The following is a 16685-nucleotide window of genomic DNA, read 5'->3' as shown; positions in this document are numbered from 1 at the left end:
GCTACGACGCCGGCGCCGACGGTACGACCGCCTTCACGGATAGCGAAGCGCAGACCGTCTTCCATTGCGATGGTCTTGATCAGGGTAACAGTCATCTGAATGTTGTCACCTGGCATTACCATTTCAACGCCTTCCGGCAGCTCGCAGTTTCCGGTCACGTCAGTGGTACGGAAGTAGAACTGAGGACGGTAGCCTTTGAAGAACGGAGTGTGACGGCCGCCTTCTTCCTTCGACAGAACGTAAACTTCTGCGGTGAACTTGGTGTGCGGCTTGACCGAACCTGGCTTGACCAGAACCTGACCACGCTCAACGTCGTCACGCTTGGTGCCACGCAGCAGAACGCCGCAGTTCTCGCCAGCACGGCCTTCGTCCAGCAGCTTGCGGAACATCTCAACACCGGTGCAGGTGGTGGTGGTGGTGTCACGCAGACCAACGATTTCCAGTGGGTCTTGAACGCGAACGATACCACGCTCGATACGACCGGTAACAACGGTACCACGACCCGAGATCGAGAATACGTCTTCGATCGGCATCAGGAACGGCTGATCAACGGCACGAACTGGCTCAGGGATGTAGGCATCCAGAGTTTCTACCAGCTTCTTGACAGCGGTAGTACCCATTTCGTTGTCGTCTTTGCCTTCCAGGGCCATACGAGCGGAACCGATGATGATCGGAGTGTCGTCGCCTGGGAAGTCGTAGGTGGACAGCAGGTCGCGAACTTCCATCTCGACCAGTTCCAGCAGCTCAGCGTCGTCTACCAGGTCAGCCTTGTTCAGGAAGACCACGATGTACGGAACGCCTACCTGACGGGACAGCAGGATGTGCTCACGGGTTTGCGGCATCGGACCATCGGCGGCCGAGCAAACCAGGATCGCGCCGTCCATCTGGGCAGCACCGGTGATCATGTTCTTCACGTAGTCAGCGTGACCTGGGCAGTCAACGTGAGCGTAGTGACGAATGTTCGAGTTGTACTCGACGTGAGCGGTGTTGATGGTGATACCGCGCGCTTTTTCTTCCGGAGCCGAGTCGATCTTGTCGAACTCAACGACTGCCGAACCGAAAACTTCGGAGCAGACGCGAGTCAGAGCTGCGGTCAGAGTGGTCTTACCGTGGTCAACGTGGCCGATAGTGCCGACGTTAACGTGGGGAAGGGAACGATCAAATTTTTCTTTAGCCACGACAGTGAACCTCTTGCCTAAAGGGGATTAGCCTTGTTTTTTAACGAGTGCTTCGACGATGTTCGACGGAGCTTCGGCGTATTTGGAGAATTCCATGGAGTAGCTTGCGCGACCCTGAGACATGGAACGAACGTCGGTTGCGTAACCGAACATTTCTCCGAGCGGCACCTCAGCAGTGATTACCTTGCCGGACACCGAGTCTTCATTACCCTGGATCATCCCGCGACGACGGCTCAGGTCACCCATCACGTCACCCAGGTAGTCTTCCGGGGTTACAACTTCGACCTTCATGATCGGCTCGAGAACCACGCCGCCGCCCTTGGTGGCCAGCTGCTTGGTTGCCATCGAAGCAGCGATTTTGAACGCCATTTCGTTGGAGTCGACGTCGTGGTACGAACCGTCGAATACCGTAGCCTTCAGGCCGATCAGCGGATAGCCGGCGACAACGCCGTTCTTCATCTGCTCTTCGATACCTTTCTGGATCGGGGCGATGAATTCCTTAGGAATCACGCCACCAACGACTTCGTTGGTGAACACCAGACCTTCGGTGATGTTGCCTTTGTCGTCCTGCTCTGGCTCCGAGAAGCGGATCCAGCAGTGACCGAACTGACCACGACCACCCGACTGACGAACGAATTTGCCTTCGATCTCGACGCCGGACTTGGTGATCTTCTCGCGGTACGAAACCTGCGGCTTGCCGACGTTGCACTCGACGTTGAACTCGCGCTTCATGCGGTCAACGAGGATGTCCAGGTGCAGCTCACCCATACCGGAGATGATGGTCTGGCCGGTTTCTTCGTCGGTCTTAACGCGGAACGACGGGTCTTCCTGAGCCAGCTTGCCCAGTGCGATACCCATCTTCTCCTGGTCAGCCTTGGTCTTCGGCTCTACGGAGAGCGAAATCACCGGCTCAGGGAAGTCCATACGCTCGAGGATGATCGGCTTGTCGGCGTTGCACAGGGTGTCACCGGTGGTGACGTCCTTCATGCCGATCAGAGCAGCGATGTCGCCTGCACGTACTTCCTTGATTTCTTCACGCTGGTTGGCGTGCATCTGCACCATACGACCAACGCGCTCTTTCTTGCCCTTGACCGAGTTGATGACGGAGTCACCGGAGGTCAGGAAGCCCGAGTAGACGCGGACGAAGGTCAGAGTACCCACGAACGGGTCGGTGGCAATCTTGAACGCCAGGGCCGAGAACGGCGCGTCGTCGTCAGCAGGACGCTCGTCATACTGCTCTGGGGTGACTTCTTCCTTCGGCGTGTCGATCAGGTCAGGGTGGATACCCTTGATCGCCGGGATTTCGGTCGGAGCAGGCAGGAAGTCGATAACGGCGTCGAGAACCAGGGGAACACCCTTGTTCTTGAACGAGGAACCGCAGACAGCAGGAACGATCTCGCTCGCCAGGGTACGGGCGCGCAGACCAGCCTTGATGTCTTCGACGGACAGGTCACCTTCTTCAAGGTACTTGTTCATCAGCTCTTCGTTGGCCTCGGCAGCAGCCTCGACCATGTTGTTGCGCCATTCGTTGGCCAGGTCTACCAGCTCAGCAGGAATCTCTTCCTCGCGGTAGGTGGTGCCCTTGTCGTCATCGTTCCAGTAGATGGCTTTCATCTTGATCAGGTCAACCTGACCCTGGAAGTCATCTTCTGCACCGATAGCCAGCTGGACCGGAACCGGGGTGTGACCCAGGCGGTTCTTGATCTGGCCGATAACGCGCAGGAAGTTGGCACCGGCACGGTCCATCTTGTTCACGTAAACAACACGTGGAACGCCGTACTTGTTGGCCTGACGCCATACGGTTTCGGACTGAGGCTCAACGCCGGAGGTACCGCAGAACACAACGACCGCGCCGTCGAGTACACGCAGCGAACGCTCTACTTCAATGGTGAAGTCAACGTGGCCGGGGGTATCGATGACGTTTACGCGGTAGTTGTCGTACTGACCACGGGAACCTTTCCAGAAGGTGGTAACGGCAGCGGAGGTAATGGTGATACCGCGCTCCTGCTCCTGCACCATCCAGTCGGTGGTCGCGGCGCCGTCATGCACCTCGCCCATCTTGTGGCTCAGACCTGTGTAGAACAGGATCCGCTCGGTAGTGGTGGTCTTGCCCGCGTCAACGTGGGCACAGATACCAATGTTACGGTAGCGGTTAATTGCTGTAGTACGAGCCATAAAGCCCTCGCAAAATGATTGATGCTTGAATTAGAAGCGGTAGTGCGAGAACGCTTTGTTGGCTTCAGCCATACGGTGAACGTCTTCACGCTTCTTGACTGCAGCACCCTTGCCTTCGGCAGCATCCAGCAGTTCGCCAGCCAGGCGCAGAGCCATCGACTTCTCGCCGCGCTTGCGGGCGTAGTCTACGAGCCAGCGCATTGCCAGAGCGTTACGACGGGATGGACGAACTTCAACCGGAACCTGGTAAGTGGCACCGCCGACACGACGGGACTTAACTTCGACCAGCGGAGCGATGGCGTCGAGAGCTTTCTCGAAGATTTCCAGGGGGTCGCTGTTCTTGCGTGCTTTGACGGTATCCAGGGCACCGTAAACGATGCGCTCGGCTACGGCCTTCTTGCCGCTTTCCATCACGTGGTTCATGAACTTGGCGAGGATCTGGGATCCGTACTTCGGATCGTCAAGGATCTCACGTTTTGCTGCTACACGACGTCTTGGCATGATAAGCCCTCAAACGGTCTTCAGGTTAGCCCGGGACGTGGGTCTTCGACCCCTGCCCGACCTTACTCTTATCGACTCAAAAAAATGGATGTCTGCAAACGGCCGATTACTTCGGACGCTTGGTACCGTATTTCGAACGACCCTGGTTACGGCCTTTAACGCCCGAAGTATCCAGAGAGCCGCGAACGGTGTGGTAACGAACACCTGGCAAGTCTTTTACACGGCCGCCACGGATCAGGACGACGCTGTGCTCTTGCAGGTTGTGGCCTTCACCGCCGATGTACGAGGAAACCTCGAAACCGTTGGTCAGACGCACACGGCATACTTTACGCAGTGCCGAGTTAGGTTTTTTCGGCGTGGTGGTGTACACACGGGTGCACACGCCACGACGCTGCGGGCAGTTCTGCAGCGCAGGAACGTCGGACTTCTCGACCGAACGCTTACGCGGCTGACGTACCAGCTGGTTGATAGTTGCCATCTACTAGCTCCACTGATTGTCTTGCGACTCTATTGTCTTGCAAGAAAGCCAAAAATTGGCGAGACGGAGCCTCACCAAATTTAAGGGTACAAAAGTCTAAAGAGGATCTTGCACCCAGTCAAGACGAGGCCCCGGCCCTCCCCGCCCGATCATCGGCAACATTTCATGTCACCGACGGTCGTTCGAGGCTTGCCGGGGCTCTGCCCTGTACTTAGTTACCGCTGGAGTTCAGCGCTTCGGTCAGTGCGGCTTCCACCTCACTGGCGCTCACACGCAGCGGCTTGTCGGCATCACGGCGACGCTTGCGCTCGCTGTGGTAGGCCAGACCAGTACCGGCCGGGATCAGACGACCCACGACCACGTTCTCTTTCAGGCCGCGCAGGTAGTCGCGCTTGCCGGTTACCGCCGCTTCGGTCAGTACGCGGGTGGTTTCCTGGAAGGAAGCCGCGGAGATGAACGACTCGGTCGACAGCGACGCCTTGGTGATACCCAGCAGCACGCGGGTGAACTTGGAGATGAACTTGTCCTCGCCGGCGAGACGCTCGTTCTCTACCAGTACCTGGGTCAGTTCCATCTGGTCACCCTTGATGAAGCTGGAATCGCCCGACTCGGAGATCTCGACCTTGCGCAACATCTGACGCAGGATGGTCTCGATGTGCTTGTCGTTGATCTTCACGCCCTGCAGACGGTAAACGTCCTGGATCTCGTTGACGATGTACTTCGCCAGCGCGCTCACACCCAGCAGACGCAGAATGTCGTGCGGATCGCTCGGGCCGTCGGAAATAACTTCACCACGGTTTACCTGTTCACCTTCGAAGACGTTCAGGTGGCGCCACTTCGGAATCAGCTCTTCGTACGGATCGCTACCGTCGGTCGGAGTGATGACCAGGCGACGCTTGCCCTTGGTCTCTTTACCGAATGCGATGGTGCCGCTGACTTCAGCCAGAATCGAGGCTTCTTTCGGGCGACGCGCTTCGAACAGGTCGGCAACGCGTGGCAGACCACCGGTGATGTCACGGGTTTTCGACGTTTCTTGCGGGATACGCGCGATAACGTCACCAACGCCGATCTGGGCACCGTCAGCCACACCAACGAGGGCGTTGGCCGGCAGGAAGTACTGGGCAGGTACGTCGGTACCTGGCAGGTACAGGTCCTTGCCAGCAGCATCGACCATCTTGATTGCCGGACGGATTTCCTTGCCTGCGGCAGGGCGATCCTTGACGTCCAGTACTTCAATATTGGTCAGACCGGTCAGTTCGTCGGTCTGACGCTTGATGGTGATGTTTTCTTCCATACCCACGAAGGTCACGGTACCTTTCAGCTCGGTAACGATCGGGTGGGTGTGCGGGTCCCACTTGGCGACGATGGCGCCAGCTTCGACTTTCTCACCTTCCTTGACCGAAATCACCGCACCGTAAGGCAGCTTGTAGCGCTCACGCTCACGGCCGAATTCGTCGGCAATGGCCAGCTCGCCCGAACGCGATACGGCAACCAGGTTACCGTCGGCACGCTCAACCTGCTTCAGGTTGTGCAGACGCACCATACCGCCGTTCTTCACCTGGACGCTGTCGGCAGCCGAAGTACGGCTTGCAGCACCACCGATGTGGAACGTACGCATGGTCAGCTGGGTACCCGGCTCACCGATCGACTGTGCAGCGATAACGCCGACAGCTTCACCGATGTTCACCTGGTGACCGCGAGCCAGGTCGCGACCGTAGCACTTGGCGCAGATGCCATAGCGGGTTTCGCAGTTGATCGGCGAACGCACGATCACTTCGTCGATGCTGTTCAGCTCGATGAACTCGACCCACTGCTCGTCAACCAGGGTACCGGCCGGAACGATGACGTCCTCGGTGCCAGGCTTGAACACGTCACGGGCGATGACACGACCCAGTACACGCTCACCCAGTGGCTCTACAACGTCGCCGCCTTCGATGTGCGGAGTCATCAGCAGGCCTTGGTCGGTGCCGCAGTCGATCTCGGTAACGACCAGATCCTGGGCAACGTCTACCAGACGGCGAGTCAGGTAACCGGAGTTCGCAGTCTTCAAGGCGGTATCCGCCAGACCCTTACGAGCACCGTGAGTCGAGATGAAGTACTGAAGTACGCTCAGACCTTCACGGAAGTTCGCAGTGATCGGCGTCTCGATGATGGAGCCGTCCGGCTTGGCCATCAGACCACGCATACCGGCCAGCTGACGGATCTGGGCTGCGGAACCCCGCGCACCCGAGTCAGCCATCATGTACATCGAGTTGAAGGACTCTTGCTCGACTTCTTTGCCTTCGCGGTCGATGACCTTCTCTTTCGAGAGGTTGGCCATCATCGCCTTGGACACTTCGTCGTTCGCCTTCGACCACAAGTCGATGACCTTGTTGTACTTCTCGCCCTGGGTTACCAGGCCGGAGGCGTACTGGCTCTCGATTTCCTTCACTTCGTCGGTAGCGTTACCGATGATGCGGGCTTTCTCGTCCGGGATAACGAAGTCGTTAACACCGATGGAAACGCCGGAAATGGTCGAGTAAGCGAAACCGGTGTACATCAGTTGGTCGGCGAAGATAACGGTCTCTTTCAGACCAACCACGCGGTAGCACTGGTTGATCAGCTTGGAGATCGCCTTTTTCTTCATCGGCTGGTTGACCACGTCGTACGGCAGACCTGCCGGTACAACCTGGAACAGCAGCGCACGGCCGACGGTGGTGTCGACGATGCGGGTGTTCTTGACCACCGAACCATCACGCTCTTTCACGGTTTCGTTGATACGAACCTTGATTTTCGCGTGCAGGGCAGCTTCGCCGGCGCGGAATACGCGGTCGACTTCCTGCAGGTCGGCAAACACGCGACCTTCGCCCTTGGCGTTGATGGCTTCACGGGTCATGTAGTACAGACCCAGTACAACGTCCTGCGACGGAACGATGATTGGCTCACCGTTGGCTGGCGAAAGGATGTTGTTGGTCGACATCATCAGCGCGCGCGCTTCGAGCTGGGCTTCCAGCGTCAGCGGCACGTGAACGGCCATCTGGTCACCGTCGAAGTCGGCGTTGTACGCAGCACAGACCAGCGGGTGCAGCTGAATCGCCTTACCTTCGATCAGAACCGGTTCAAAGGCCTGGATACCCAGACGGTGCAGGGTAGGTGCACGGTTGAGCAGTACGGGGTGTTCGCGAATCACTTCGGCGAGAACGTCCCACACCTCTGGCAGCTCGCGCTCGACCATCTTCTTGGCGGCCTTGATGGTGGTCGCCAGACCACGCATTTCCAGCTTGCCGAAAATGAACGGCTTGAACAGCTCGAGGGCCATCTTCTTCGGCAGACCGCACTGGTGCAGGCGCAGGGTCGGGCCTACGGTAATTACCGAACGGCCGGAGTAGTCCACACGCTTACCGAGCAAGTTCTGACGGAAGCGACCTTGCTTACCTTTGATCATGTCGGCCAGGGACTTCAGCGGACGCTTGTTCGAGCCAGTGATGGCGCGACCGCGACGGCCGTTGTCCAGCAGGGCGTCGACCGCTTCCTGCAGCATGCGCTTTTCGTTGCGCACGATGATGTCCGGCGCCGACAGATCCAGCAGGCGCTTCAGACGGTTGTTACGGTTGATCACCCGACGATACAGGTCGTTCAGGTCGGAGGTCGCGAAGCGGCCACCATCCAGCGGAACCAGCGGACGCAGGTCCGGCGGCAGCACTGGCAGGACGGTCAGGACCATCCACTCAGGCAGGTTGCCCGAGCCCTGGAAAGCTTCCATCAGCTTCAGGCGCTTGGACAGCTTCTTGATCTTGGTTTCCGAGTTGGTCTGCGGAATCTCTTCGCGCAGGCGACCGATCTCGTGCTCCAGGTCGATAGCGTGCAGCAGCTCGCGGACAGCCTCGGCACCCATGCGGGCGTCGAAGTCGTCACCGAACTCTTCCAGCGCTTCGAAGTACTGCTCGTCGTTCAGCAGCTGGCCCTTTTCCAGGGTGGTCATGCCCGGATCGATAACGACATAGCTCTCGAAGTAGAGCACGCGCTCGATGTCACGCAGGGTCATGTCCATCAGCAGGCCGATACGGGACGGCAGCGACTTCAGGAACCAGATGTGGGCAACCGGCGAGGCCAGTTCGATGTGCGCCATGCGCTCACGACGAACCTTGGCCAGGGCAACTTCAACGCCGCACTTCTCGCAGATTACGCCGCGGTGCTTGAGGCGTTTGTACTTGCCGCACAGGCACTCGTAGTCCTTGACTGGGCCAAAGATCTTGGCGCAGAACAGGCCGTCACGCTCAGGCTTGAACGTACGGTAGTTGATGGTTTCCGGCTTCTTAACTTCACCGAACGACCACGAACGGATCATTTCAGGCGACGCCAGACCGATGCGGATGGCGTCGAACTCTTCGACTTGACCCTGGTTTTTCAGCAAATTCAGTAGGTCTTTCAAGGCCTTTCCTCCTGGCGGAGCAGGGAGCGGGCATTACCTGCCCCACTCCCCTTCGCGTCACGTGTTATTCGGTTTCCAGATCGATATCGATACCGAGCGAACGGATCTCTTTGATCAACACGTTGAAGGACTCGGGCATGCCCGGCTCCATACGGTGATCGCCATCCACGATGTTCTTGTACATCTTGGTACGGCCGTTCACGTCGTCCGACTTCACTGTGAGCATTTCTTGCAGGGTGTATGCCGCGCCGTATGCTTCCAGCGCCCACACTTCCATCTCCCCGAAACGCTGACCACCGAACTGCGCCTTACCACCCAGCGGCTGCTGGGTAACCAGGCTGTAGGAACCAGTGGAACGCGCGTGCATCTTGTCGTCCACCAAGTGGTTCAGCTTGAGCATGTACATGTAACCAACGGTCACAGGACGCTCGAACTTGTTGCCGGTACGGCCATCGAACAGCACCATCTGGCCGCTTTCTGGCAGGTCAGCCAGCTTCAGCATGGCCTTGATCTCACGCTCTTTGGCACCGTCGAAGACCGGGGTAGCCATCGGCACGCCTTTCTTCAGGTTGTGGGCCAGAGCCAGGATCTCTGCGTCGGTGAACTCTTCGAGGTTTTCCTGACGACCACCGATCTCGTTGTAGACCTCGGTCAGGAACACGCGCAGTTCAGCGGCTTTGCGCTGCTCTTCGAGCATGCGGTCGATCTTCTCGCCCAGGCCCTTGGCCGCCAGGCCCAGGTGGGTTTCAAGGATCTGACCAACGTTCATACGCGAAGGTACGCCCAGCGGGTTCAGTACGACGTCGACCGGAGTACCGTTGGCATCGTGCGGCATGTCTTCAACCGGCATGATGACCGAGACAACACCCTTGTTACCGTGACGACCGGCCATCTTGTCACCCGGCTGGATGCGACGGCGGATTGCCAGGTAGACCTTGACGATCTTCAGTACGCCCGGAGCCAGGTCATCGCCCTGCTGCAGCTTGCGCTTCTTGTCTTCGAACTTGTCGTCCAGCAGACGGCGACGGTCGACGATGTACTGCTGAGCCTTTTCCAGCTGCTCGTTCAGTGCATCTTCAGCCATGCGCAGTTTGAACCACTGGCCGTGCTCCAGACCGTCCAGCACTTCGTCAGTGATCACGGTGCCTTTCTTCAGGCCCGCGCCACCGTCGACCACCTGGCCGTTCAGGGCAGAACGCAGACGCTCGAAGGTTGCACCTTCGACGATGCGGAACTCTTCGTTGAGGTCCTTGCGGATCTCGTCCAGCTGCATCTTCTCGATGGCCAGGGCGCGGCTGTCGCGCTCTACGCCATCACGGGTGAAGACCTGTACGTCGATGACGGTACCCTTGGTGCCGGTTGGCACACGCAGGGAGGTGTCCTTAACGTCGCTGGCCTTCTCACCGAAGATTGCGCGCAGCAGTTTTTCTTCCGGAGTCAGCTGGGTTTCGCCTTTTGGCGTGACCTTGCCAACCAGGATGTCACCAGCGCCGACTTCGGCACCCACGTAGACGATACCGGCTTCGTCCAGTTTGTTCAGTGCAGCTTCACCCACGTTCGGGATGTCCGCAGTGATTTCCTCTGGGCCAAGCTTGGTGTCACGCGCCACACAGGTCAGTTCCTGGATGTGGATGGTGGTGAAGCGGTCTTCCTGAACCACACGCTCGGACAGGCAGATGGAGTCTTCGAAGTTGAAGCCGTTCCACGCCATGAACGCGATGCGCATGTTCTGACCCAGTGCCAGCTCACCCATGTCGGTGGACGGGCCGTCGGCCATGATGTCGCCACGCTGAACCTTGTCGCCCTTGCTCACCAGCGGACGCTGGTTGATGCAGGTGTTCTGGTTCGAACGGGTGTACTTGGTCAGGTTGTAGATATCCACACCTGCTTCGCCGGTTTCCACTTCGTCGTCGGCAACGCGAACAACGATACGGCTGGCGTCGACCGAGTCGATCACACCACCACGGCGAGCAACCACGCAGACACCGGAGTCACGGGCAACGTTGCGCTCCATGCCAGTACCTACCAGCGGCTTGTCGGCACGCAGGGTTGGTACAGCCTGACGCTGCATGTTCGAACCCATCAATGCACGGTTGGCGTCGTCGTGCTCGAGGAACGGAATCAGCGAGGCAGCAACAGAAACAACCTGCTTCGGCGAAACGTCCATCAGGGTGACGTCTTCCGGCGCCTTGACGGTGAATTCGTTCAGGTGACGAACCGCTACCAGCTCATCGATCAGTTGCTTCTTCTCGTTCATCGCGGCCGAAGCCTGGGCGATGACGTGATCGGCTTCTTCGATGGCCGACAGGAACACGATGTCGTCGCTGACAACGCCTTCCTTCACCACGCGGTACGGGCTTTCCAGGAAGCCGTACTGGTTGGTGCGGGCATAGGCTGCCAGGGAGTTGATCAGACCGATGTTCGGACCTTCAGGGGTCTCGATCGGGCACACACGGCCGTAGTGGGTCGGGTGTACGTCTCGGACTTCGAAGCCGGCACGCTCACGGGTCAGACCGCCAGGGCCGAGTGCAGAGACACGGCGCTTGTGGGTGATCTCGGAGAGCGGGTTGTTCTGGTCCATGAACTGGGACAGCTGGCTGGAACCGAAGAACTCTTTCACCGCCGCCGCAACCGGCTTGGCGTTGATCAGGTCTTGCGGCATCAGGCCTTCGCTTTCCGCCATCGACAGGCGTTCCTTGACCGCGCGCTCTACACGCACCAGGCCAACGCGGAACTGGTTCTCGGCCATTTCGCCAACGCAACGTACGCGACGGTTACCGAGGTGGTCGATGTCGTCGACGATGCCTTTGCCGTTACGGATATCGACCAGGGTCTTCAGAACCTCGACGATGTCTTCCTTGCTCAGCACGCCCGAACCTTCGATCTCGGTACGACCGATACGACGGTTGAACTTCATGCGGCCAACGGCGGACAGGTCGTAACGCTCGGCGCTGAAGAACAGGTTGTTGAACAGGGTCTCGGCTGCATCCTTGGTTGGCGGCTCGCCTGGACGCATCATGCGGTAGATCTCGACCAAAGCTTCCAGCTGGTTGCTGGTGGTGTCGATCTTCAGGGTGTCGGAGATGAACGGACCGCAATCGATGTCGTTGGTGTACAGGGTCTCGATACGGACAACCTGTGCCTTGGCGACCTTGATCAGCAGTTCGGTGGTCATCTCGGTGTTGCATTCAGCCAGGATCTCGCCGGTAGCCGGATGCACGATGGCCTTGGCGGTAGTGCGGCCCAGGACGTATTCCATTGGAACGTCCAGCTGCTTGACGCCGGCTTTTTCGAGCTGGTTGATGTGGCGCGCGGTAATACGGCGGCCTTGCTCGACGATGACTTTGCCGGTTTCGTCATGGATGTCCATGACTGCAACTTCACCACGCAGACGTTGAGGCACCAGTTCCAGGCTGAGTTTTTCGCCGGAAATGTGGAACACGTTGGTGGTGTAGAAGGTGTTCAGCACTTCTTCAGTGCTGTAGCCCAGGGCGCGCAGCAGCACCGAAGCCGGCAGTTTGCGGCGACGGTCGATACGCACGAACACGCAGTCCTTCGGGTCGAACTCGAAGTCCAGCCAGGAGCCGCGGTAAGGGATGATGCGAGCGGAGTACAGCAGCTTGCCGGAGCTGTGGGTCTTGCCACGGTCGTGGTCGAAGAACACACCAGGCGAACGGTGCAGCTGGGAAACGATCACACGCTCGGTACCGTTGATAACGAAGGTACCGTTCTCAGTCATCAGGGGGATTTCACCCATGTAGACTTCTTGCTCTTTGATGTCCTTGATCGCTTTGTTCGACGATTCCTTGTCGAAGATGATCAGGCGCACCTTGACCCGCAGTGGGACCGCGAAGGTCACGCCACGCAGGACACATTCCTTCACATCGAAGGCCGGTTCGCCCAGGCGATAGCCTACGTACTCCAGGGCAGCATTGCCGGAGTAGCTGATGATCGGGAATACCGATTTGAAGGCCGCGTGCAGGCCGACGTCGCGGAACTGATCCTTGGATGCTCCCGCTTGCAGGAATTCGCGATACGAATCCAGCTGGATGGCCAGGAGGTAAGGCACATCCATGACGTCCGGCAACTTGCTAAAGTCCTTGCGGATACGTTTTTTCTCAGTGTATGAGTAAGCCATCAGCGTTCCCCAGCTTGGTCACCTGCTTGTTTGGCTTCTCCCGGCGGGAGCAGCCAGAAAATCGTGCAAACCCCTTGGTTTGCGCCACCCACATGGGTGTCTTGCAGCTTGTTATCGGGGCCGGCCTGACCGACCACCAATAACGGAAAAAGGCCGGTGGCGTAAGCCACCAGCCATCAGCCCTTCGCTCAACGCTCAGGCTGGCATCGCAAGGTCGAGATTACTTCAGCTCGACTTTAGCGCCTGCTTCTTCCAGCTTCTTCTTAGCGTCTTCAGCGGCTTCTTTCGAAACGCCTTCAGCTACAACCTGAGGAGCGCCATCGACTTTCTCTTTGGCTTCTTTCAGGCCCAGACCGGTCAGTTCGCGAACGGCTTTGATCACGTTCACTTTCTTGTCGCCGGCTTCAACCAGAACAACGTTGAACTCGGTCTGCTCTTCAACAACGGCAGCAGCAGCAGCTGGGCCAGCAGCGGCAACAGCAGCGGTAACGCCGAAGGTTTCTTCCATAGCTTTGATCAGCTCAACAACTTCCAGAACGGTTTTCTGGCCGATTGCTTCGATGATTTGTTCGTTAGTCAGAGACATGACTTAAATCCTGTATTGGGGTGACAGCCTACGCAGCCATCAAATTAAACGTATGATTTTGAAAGAGTTCGCGCGCCTTAGGCGGCGGTAGCTTCTTTCTGGTCGCGAATGGCTGCCAGAGTACGAGCCAGCTTGCTGGTGGCGCCTTGGATCACGCTCATCAGTTTTGCGATAGCTTCGTCGCGGGTCGGCAGGGTAGCCAACACGTCGATCTGGTTCGCTGCAATGAAATTGCCGTCAAACGCAGCTGCCTTGATCTCGAACTTGTCCTGACCCTTGGCGAACTCTTTGAACAGACGAGCAGCAGCGCCCGGGTGTTCGTTGGAGAAAGCAATCAGGGTCGGGCCTTTGAACGCGTCGTTGAGGATCGAAAATTCGGTGCCTTCAACAGCGCGCTTCAGCAGGGTGTTACGTACAACACGTACGTAAACGCCAGCTTCGCGGGCCTCTTTACGGAGTCCGGTCATTGCGCTTACAGTCACACCACGGGCATCAGCCACGACAGCGGACAGAGCGACTTTGGCAGCCTCGTTGACTTCAGCGACGATGGCCTTCTTGTCTTCGAGTTTAATTGCCACGGGTTTACTCCTGGTTTTTACCGTTTCATCTGGCCGAAGCCGGATGTCGTTTTGGTGTCTGATTCGGTAACGAATCGGGAGCACCATCTGCGTGGGCTGGTGTTTTAAGGCTTGCGCCGCCTACGGTCTTGGATAGCCCCCGCCAGGCAGGGACCCCAATTTTTGCTGGTGGCGTGACAGGTCACGCCACCATGTTCTTACACGTTCAGCGAGCTCTGATCGATGACCAGACCTGGGCCCATGGTGGTGCTCAGGGTAACGCGCTTGACGTAGATACCTTTCGAGGAAGCTGGCTTGATACGCTTCAGGTCAGCGATCAGGGCTTCAACGTTTTCCTTCAGCTTGCCAGCTTCAAAGCCGATCTTGCCAACGGAGGTGTGGATGATACCGTTTTTGTCGGTACGGTAGCGAACCTGACCAGCCTTGGCGTTTTTCACGGCAGTGGCTACGTCTGGAGTTACGGTACCGACTTTCGGGTTAGGCATCAGGCCGCGAGGACCCAGAACCTGACCCAGCTGACCTACAACGCGCATGGCATCAGGCGATGCGATGACGACGTCATAGTTCAGGTCGCCGCCTTTCATTTCGGCAGCCAGGTCGTCCATACCTACGCGGTCAGCGCCGGCAGCCAGAGCGGCTTCAGCAGCTGGACCCTGGGTGAAGACAGCAACGCGAACGGTCTTGCCAGTGCCGTGTGGCAGCACAGTAGCGCTACGCACGACCTGGTCGGATTTACGCGGGTCAACACCGAGGTTAACGGCGATGTCGTAGGACTCTACGAACTTGGCAGCAGGCAGCGAGGCCAGCAGAGTTGCCGCTTCTTCGAAGTTGTAGGCCTTGCCTGCTTCGATTTTTTCGGCGATTGCCTTTTGGCGTTTGGTCAGCTTAGCCATTACACACCCTCCACGTTCAGGCCCATGCTGCGGGCAGAGCCAGCGATGGTGCGTACAGCAGCGTCCAGGTCAGCGGCAGTCAGGTCAGCCTGTTTGGCTTTCGCGATGTCTTCCAGCTGAGCACGGGTAACGGTACCGACTTTAACGGTGTTCGGGCGAGCCGAACCACTGGTCAGGCCAGCAGCTTTCTTCAGCAGAACCGAGGCAGGGGTGCTCTTGGTCTCGAAAGTGAAGCTACGGTCGCTGTAAACAGTGATGATCACAGGAGTCGGCAGGCCGGCTTCTTGACCCTGGGTACGGGCGTTGAAGGCCTTGCAGAATTCCATGATGTTCACACCGTGTTGACCCAGTGCTGGACCAACGGGTGGGCTTGGGTTGGCCTGGCCGGCCTTAACTTGCAGCTTGATGTAAGCCTGAATCTTCTTAGCCATGAGCTACTCCAAAATCGGGTACGAACGCCTGTTGGCTCCCCGGATGACTTGCGTTTTATCCCAGTGACGACAAAACCCCGCAGCACACAGGGCTGCGGGGTATGGGATGCTTCGTCCGCCTAGACCTTTTCGACCTGGCTGAACTCGAGCTCTACCGGGGTAGAGCGACCGAAAATGAGCACTGCAACCTGCAGACGGCTCTTCTCGTAGTTAACCTCTTCGACACTACCATTGAAGTCAGCGAACGGACCGTCAATGACTCGAACCACTTCACCTGGCTCGAACAGCGTCTTCGGCTTCGGCTTGTCGCTACCGTCGGCAACGCGACGCAGGATAGCCTCAGCTTCTTTATCGGTGATCGGCGCAGGCTTGTCTGCAGTGCCACCAATAAAGCCCATCACACGAGGGGTGTCCTTGACCAAGTGCCAAGTCCCTTCGTTCATCTCCATCTGGACCAATACATAGCCAGGGAAGAATTTACGCTCACTCTTGCGCTTCTGGCCGTTGCGCATTTCGACGACTTCTTCGGTCGGGACCAGGATCTCGCCGAAACCGTCTTCCATGCCAGCCAGCTTGACGCGCTCGATCAGGGAGCGCATTACATGCTTCTCGTAACCCGAGTAAGCATGCACAACATACCAACGCTTAGCCACGGGACACCTTTAGCCAACGATCAAGGAGACCGCCCAGCCGAGCAGGGAATCGAGCCCCCACAGCAGCAGTGCCATAACCAGCACGACAGCCACGACAATCAGCGTGGTCTGGGTGGTTTCCTGGCGGGTCGGCCACACGACTTTACGAATCTCGGTACGAGCTTCCTTCGCCAGCGCAAAGAACGACTTGCCCTTCGCAGTCTGCAGAGCTACAAAGCCCGCGACAGCAGCCAGGACGAGAAGTACGAGAACGCGATACAGGATTGGAGAGGCGGAGTAATATTGATTACCCACAACACCAACAACCACCAAAGCCACTACAGCCAGCCACTTGAACAGATCAAAACGCGATTCTTGGGCTTCAGTTTTGGGGGTCATCGAGGAGGATCCTGTAAGAAGAAAGCCATCACACCGAGGTGAAATGGCAGGTCAGGAGGGAATCGAACCCCCAACCTACGGTTTTGGAGACCGTCGCTCTGCCAATTGAGCTACTGACCTGTAACGCTGTATCAGGCCGGCCATTATACCGGCCTGATCAAGTAAATCAACTACTTATTCAATAATTTTTGCTACGACGCCGGCGCCGACGGTACGACCGCCTTCACGGATAGCGAAGCGCAGACCGTCTTCCATTGCGATGGTCTTGATCAGGGTAACAGTCAT

The 16685-nt window shown here is 57.9% G+C and carries 12 protein-coding genes, 1 tRNA gene and 1 pseudogene; all 14 read right to left on the bottom strand.

Annotation, left to right across the window (positions count from 1 at the left end; genetic code table 11):
- On the bottom strand, nt 1-1178 hold a 1178-nt coding region (gene tuf / locus N436_RS28155; protein ID WP_110742477.1), incomplete at its 3' end, for an elongation factor Tu.
- A gap of 27 nt (nt 1179-1205) precedes the next feature.
- Entirely contained in the window at nt 1206-3353 is a 2148-nt protein-coding gene (gene fusA / locus N436_RS28150; RefSeq protein ID WP_105948215.1) for an elongation factor G, read from the bottom strand.
- A gap of 30 nt (nt 3354-3383) precedes the next feature.
- Nucleotides 3384-3854, bottom strand: coding sequence for a 30S ribosomal protein S7 (gene rpsG / locus N436_RS28145; RefSeq protein ID WP_003246741.1), 471 nt, complete (start codon nt 3852-3854; stop codon nt 3384-3386).
- Nucleotides 3855-3960: 106 nt separating this feature from the next.
- Nucleotides 3961-4332 (bottom strand): 30S ribosomal protein S12, encoded by a 372-nt coding sequence (gene rpsL, locus N436_RS28140; protein WP_003255492.1) that lies wholly within the window; start codon nt 4330-4332, stop codon nt 3961-3963.
- Between the two features lie 211 nt (nt 4333-4543).
- Nucleotides 4544-8743 carry a DNA-directed RNA polymerase subunit beta' gene (gene rpoC / locus N436_RS28135; RefSeq protein WP_016715870.1) on the bottom strand — a complete coding sequence of 1400 codons (4200 nt, stop codon included), beginning with the start codon at nt 8741-8743 and terminating at the stop codon, nt 4544-4546.
- A gap of 64 nt (nt 8744-8807) precedes the next feature.
- Nucleotides 8808-12881 carry a DNA-directed RNA polymerase subunit beta gene (rpoB, locus tag N436_RS28130; protein ID WP_016715871.1) on the bottom strand — a complete coding sequence of 1358 codons (4074 nt, stop codon included), beginning with the start codon at nt 12879-12881 and terminating at the stop codon, nt 8808-8810.
- Nucleotides 12882-13101: 220 nt separating this feature from the next.
- Nucleotides 13102-13467 (bottom strand): 50S ribosomal protein L7/L12, encoded by a 366-nt coding sequence (gene rplL, locus N436_RS28125; RefSeq protein ID WP_003255496.1) that lies wholly within the window; start codon nt 13465-13467, stop codon nt 13102-13104.
- 77 nt (nt 13468-13544) lie between these two features.
- The gene (gene rplJ / locus N436_RS28120) at nt 13545-14045 is read right to left on the bottom strand and encodes a 50S ribosomal protein L10 (RefSeq protein WP_016715872.1); all 501 of its coding nucleotides are present in this window, start codon (nt 14043-14045) and stop codon (nt 13545-13547) included.
- A 197-nt stretch (nt 14046-14242) separates the two neighbouring features.
- Nucleotides 14243-14938 carry a 50S ribosomal protein L1 gene (gene rplA / locus N436_RS28115; RefSeq protein ID WP_060501592.1) on the bottom strand — a complete coding sequence of 232 codons (696 nt, stop codon included), beginning with the start codon at nt 14936-14938 and terminating at the stop codon, nt 14243-14245.
- The gene (gene rplK, locus N436_RS28110) at nt 14938-15369 is read right to left on the bottom strand and encodes a 50S ribosomal protein L11 (protein ID WP_003255500.1); all 432 of its coding nucleotides are present in this window, start codon (nt 15367-15369) and stop codon (nt 14938-14940) included. The genes rplA and rplK overlap by 1 nt, the downstream gene beginning before the upstream one ends.
- A gap of 119 nt (nt 15370-15488) precedes the next feature.
- Nucleotides 15489-16022, bottom strand: a complete 534-nt coding sequence (gene nusG / locus N436_RS28105; RefSeq protein WP_003255501.1) for a transcription termination/antitermination protein NusG — start codon at nt 16020-16022, stop codon at nt 15489-15491.
- 9 nt (nt 16023-16031) lie between these two features.
- Nucleotides 16032-16400: a preprotein translocase subunit SecE gene (gene secE / locus N436_RS28100; protein WP_003255502.1), complete on the bottom strand. Its 369-nt coding sequence runs from the start codon at nt 16398-16400 to the stop codon at nt 16032-16034.
- A gap of 44 nt (nt 16401-16444) precedes the next feature.
- A tRNA-Trp gene (locus N436_RS28095) sits at nt 16445-16520 on the bottom strand.
- Between the two features lie 54 nt (nt 16521-16574).
- Nucleotides 16575-16685: pseudogene (locus tag N436_RS28090) on the bottom strand (elongation factor Tu); the annotation flags it as partial.

Origin of the sequence: Pseudomonas sp. RV120224-01b (genome assembly GCF_003208145.1) — a bacterium.
In the GTDB taxonomy this organism is placed as follows: Bacteria; Pseudomonadota; Gammaproteobacteria; order Pseudomonadales; family Pseudomonadaceae; genus Aquipseudomonas; species Aquipseudomonas monteilii.
The sequence above is the reverse complement of the archived record's forward strand: the minus strand, read 5'-3'. Positions and strand labels throughout refer to the sequence as shown.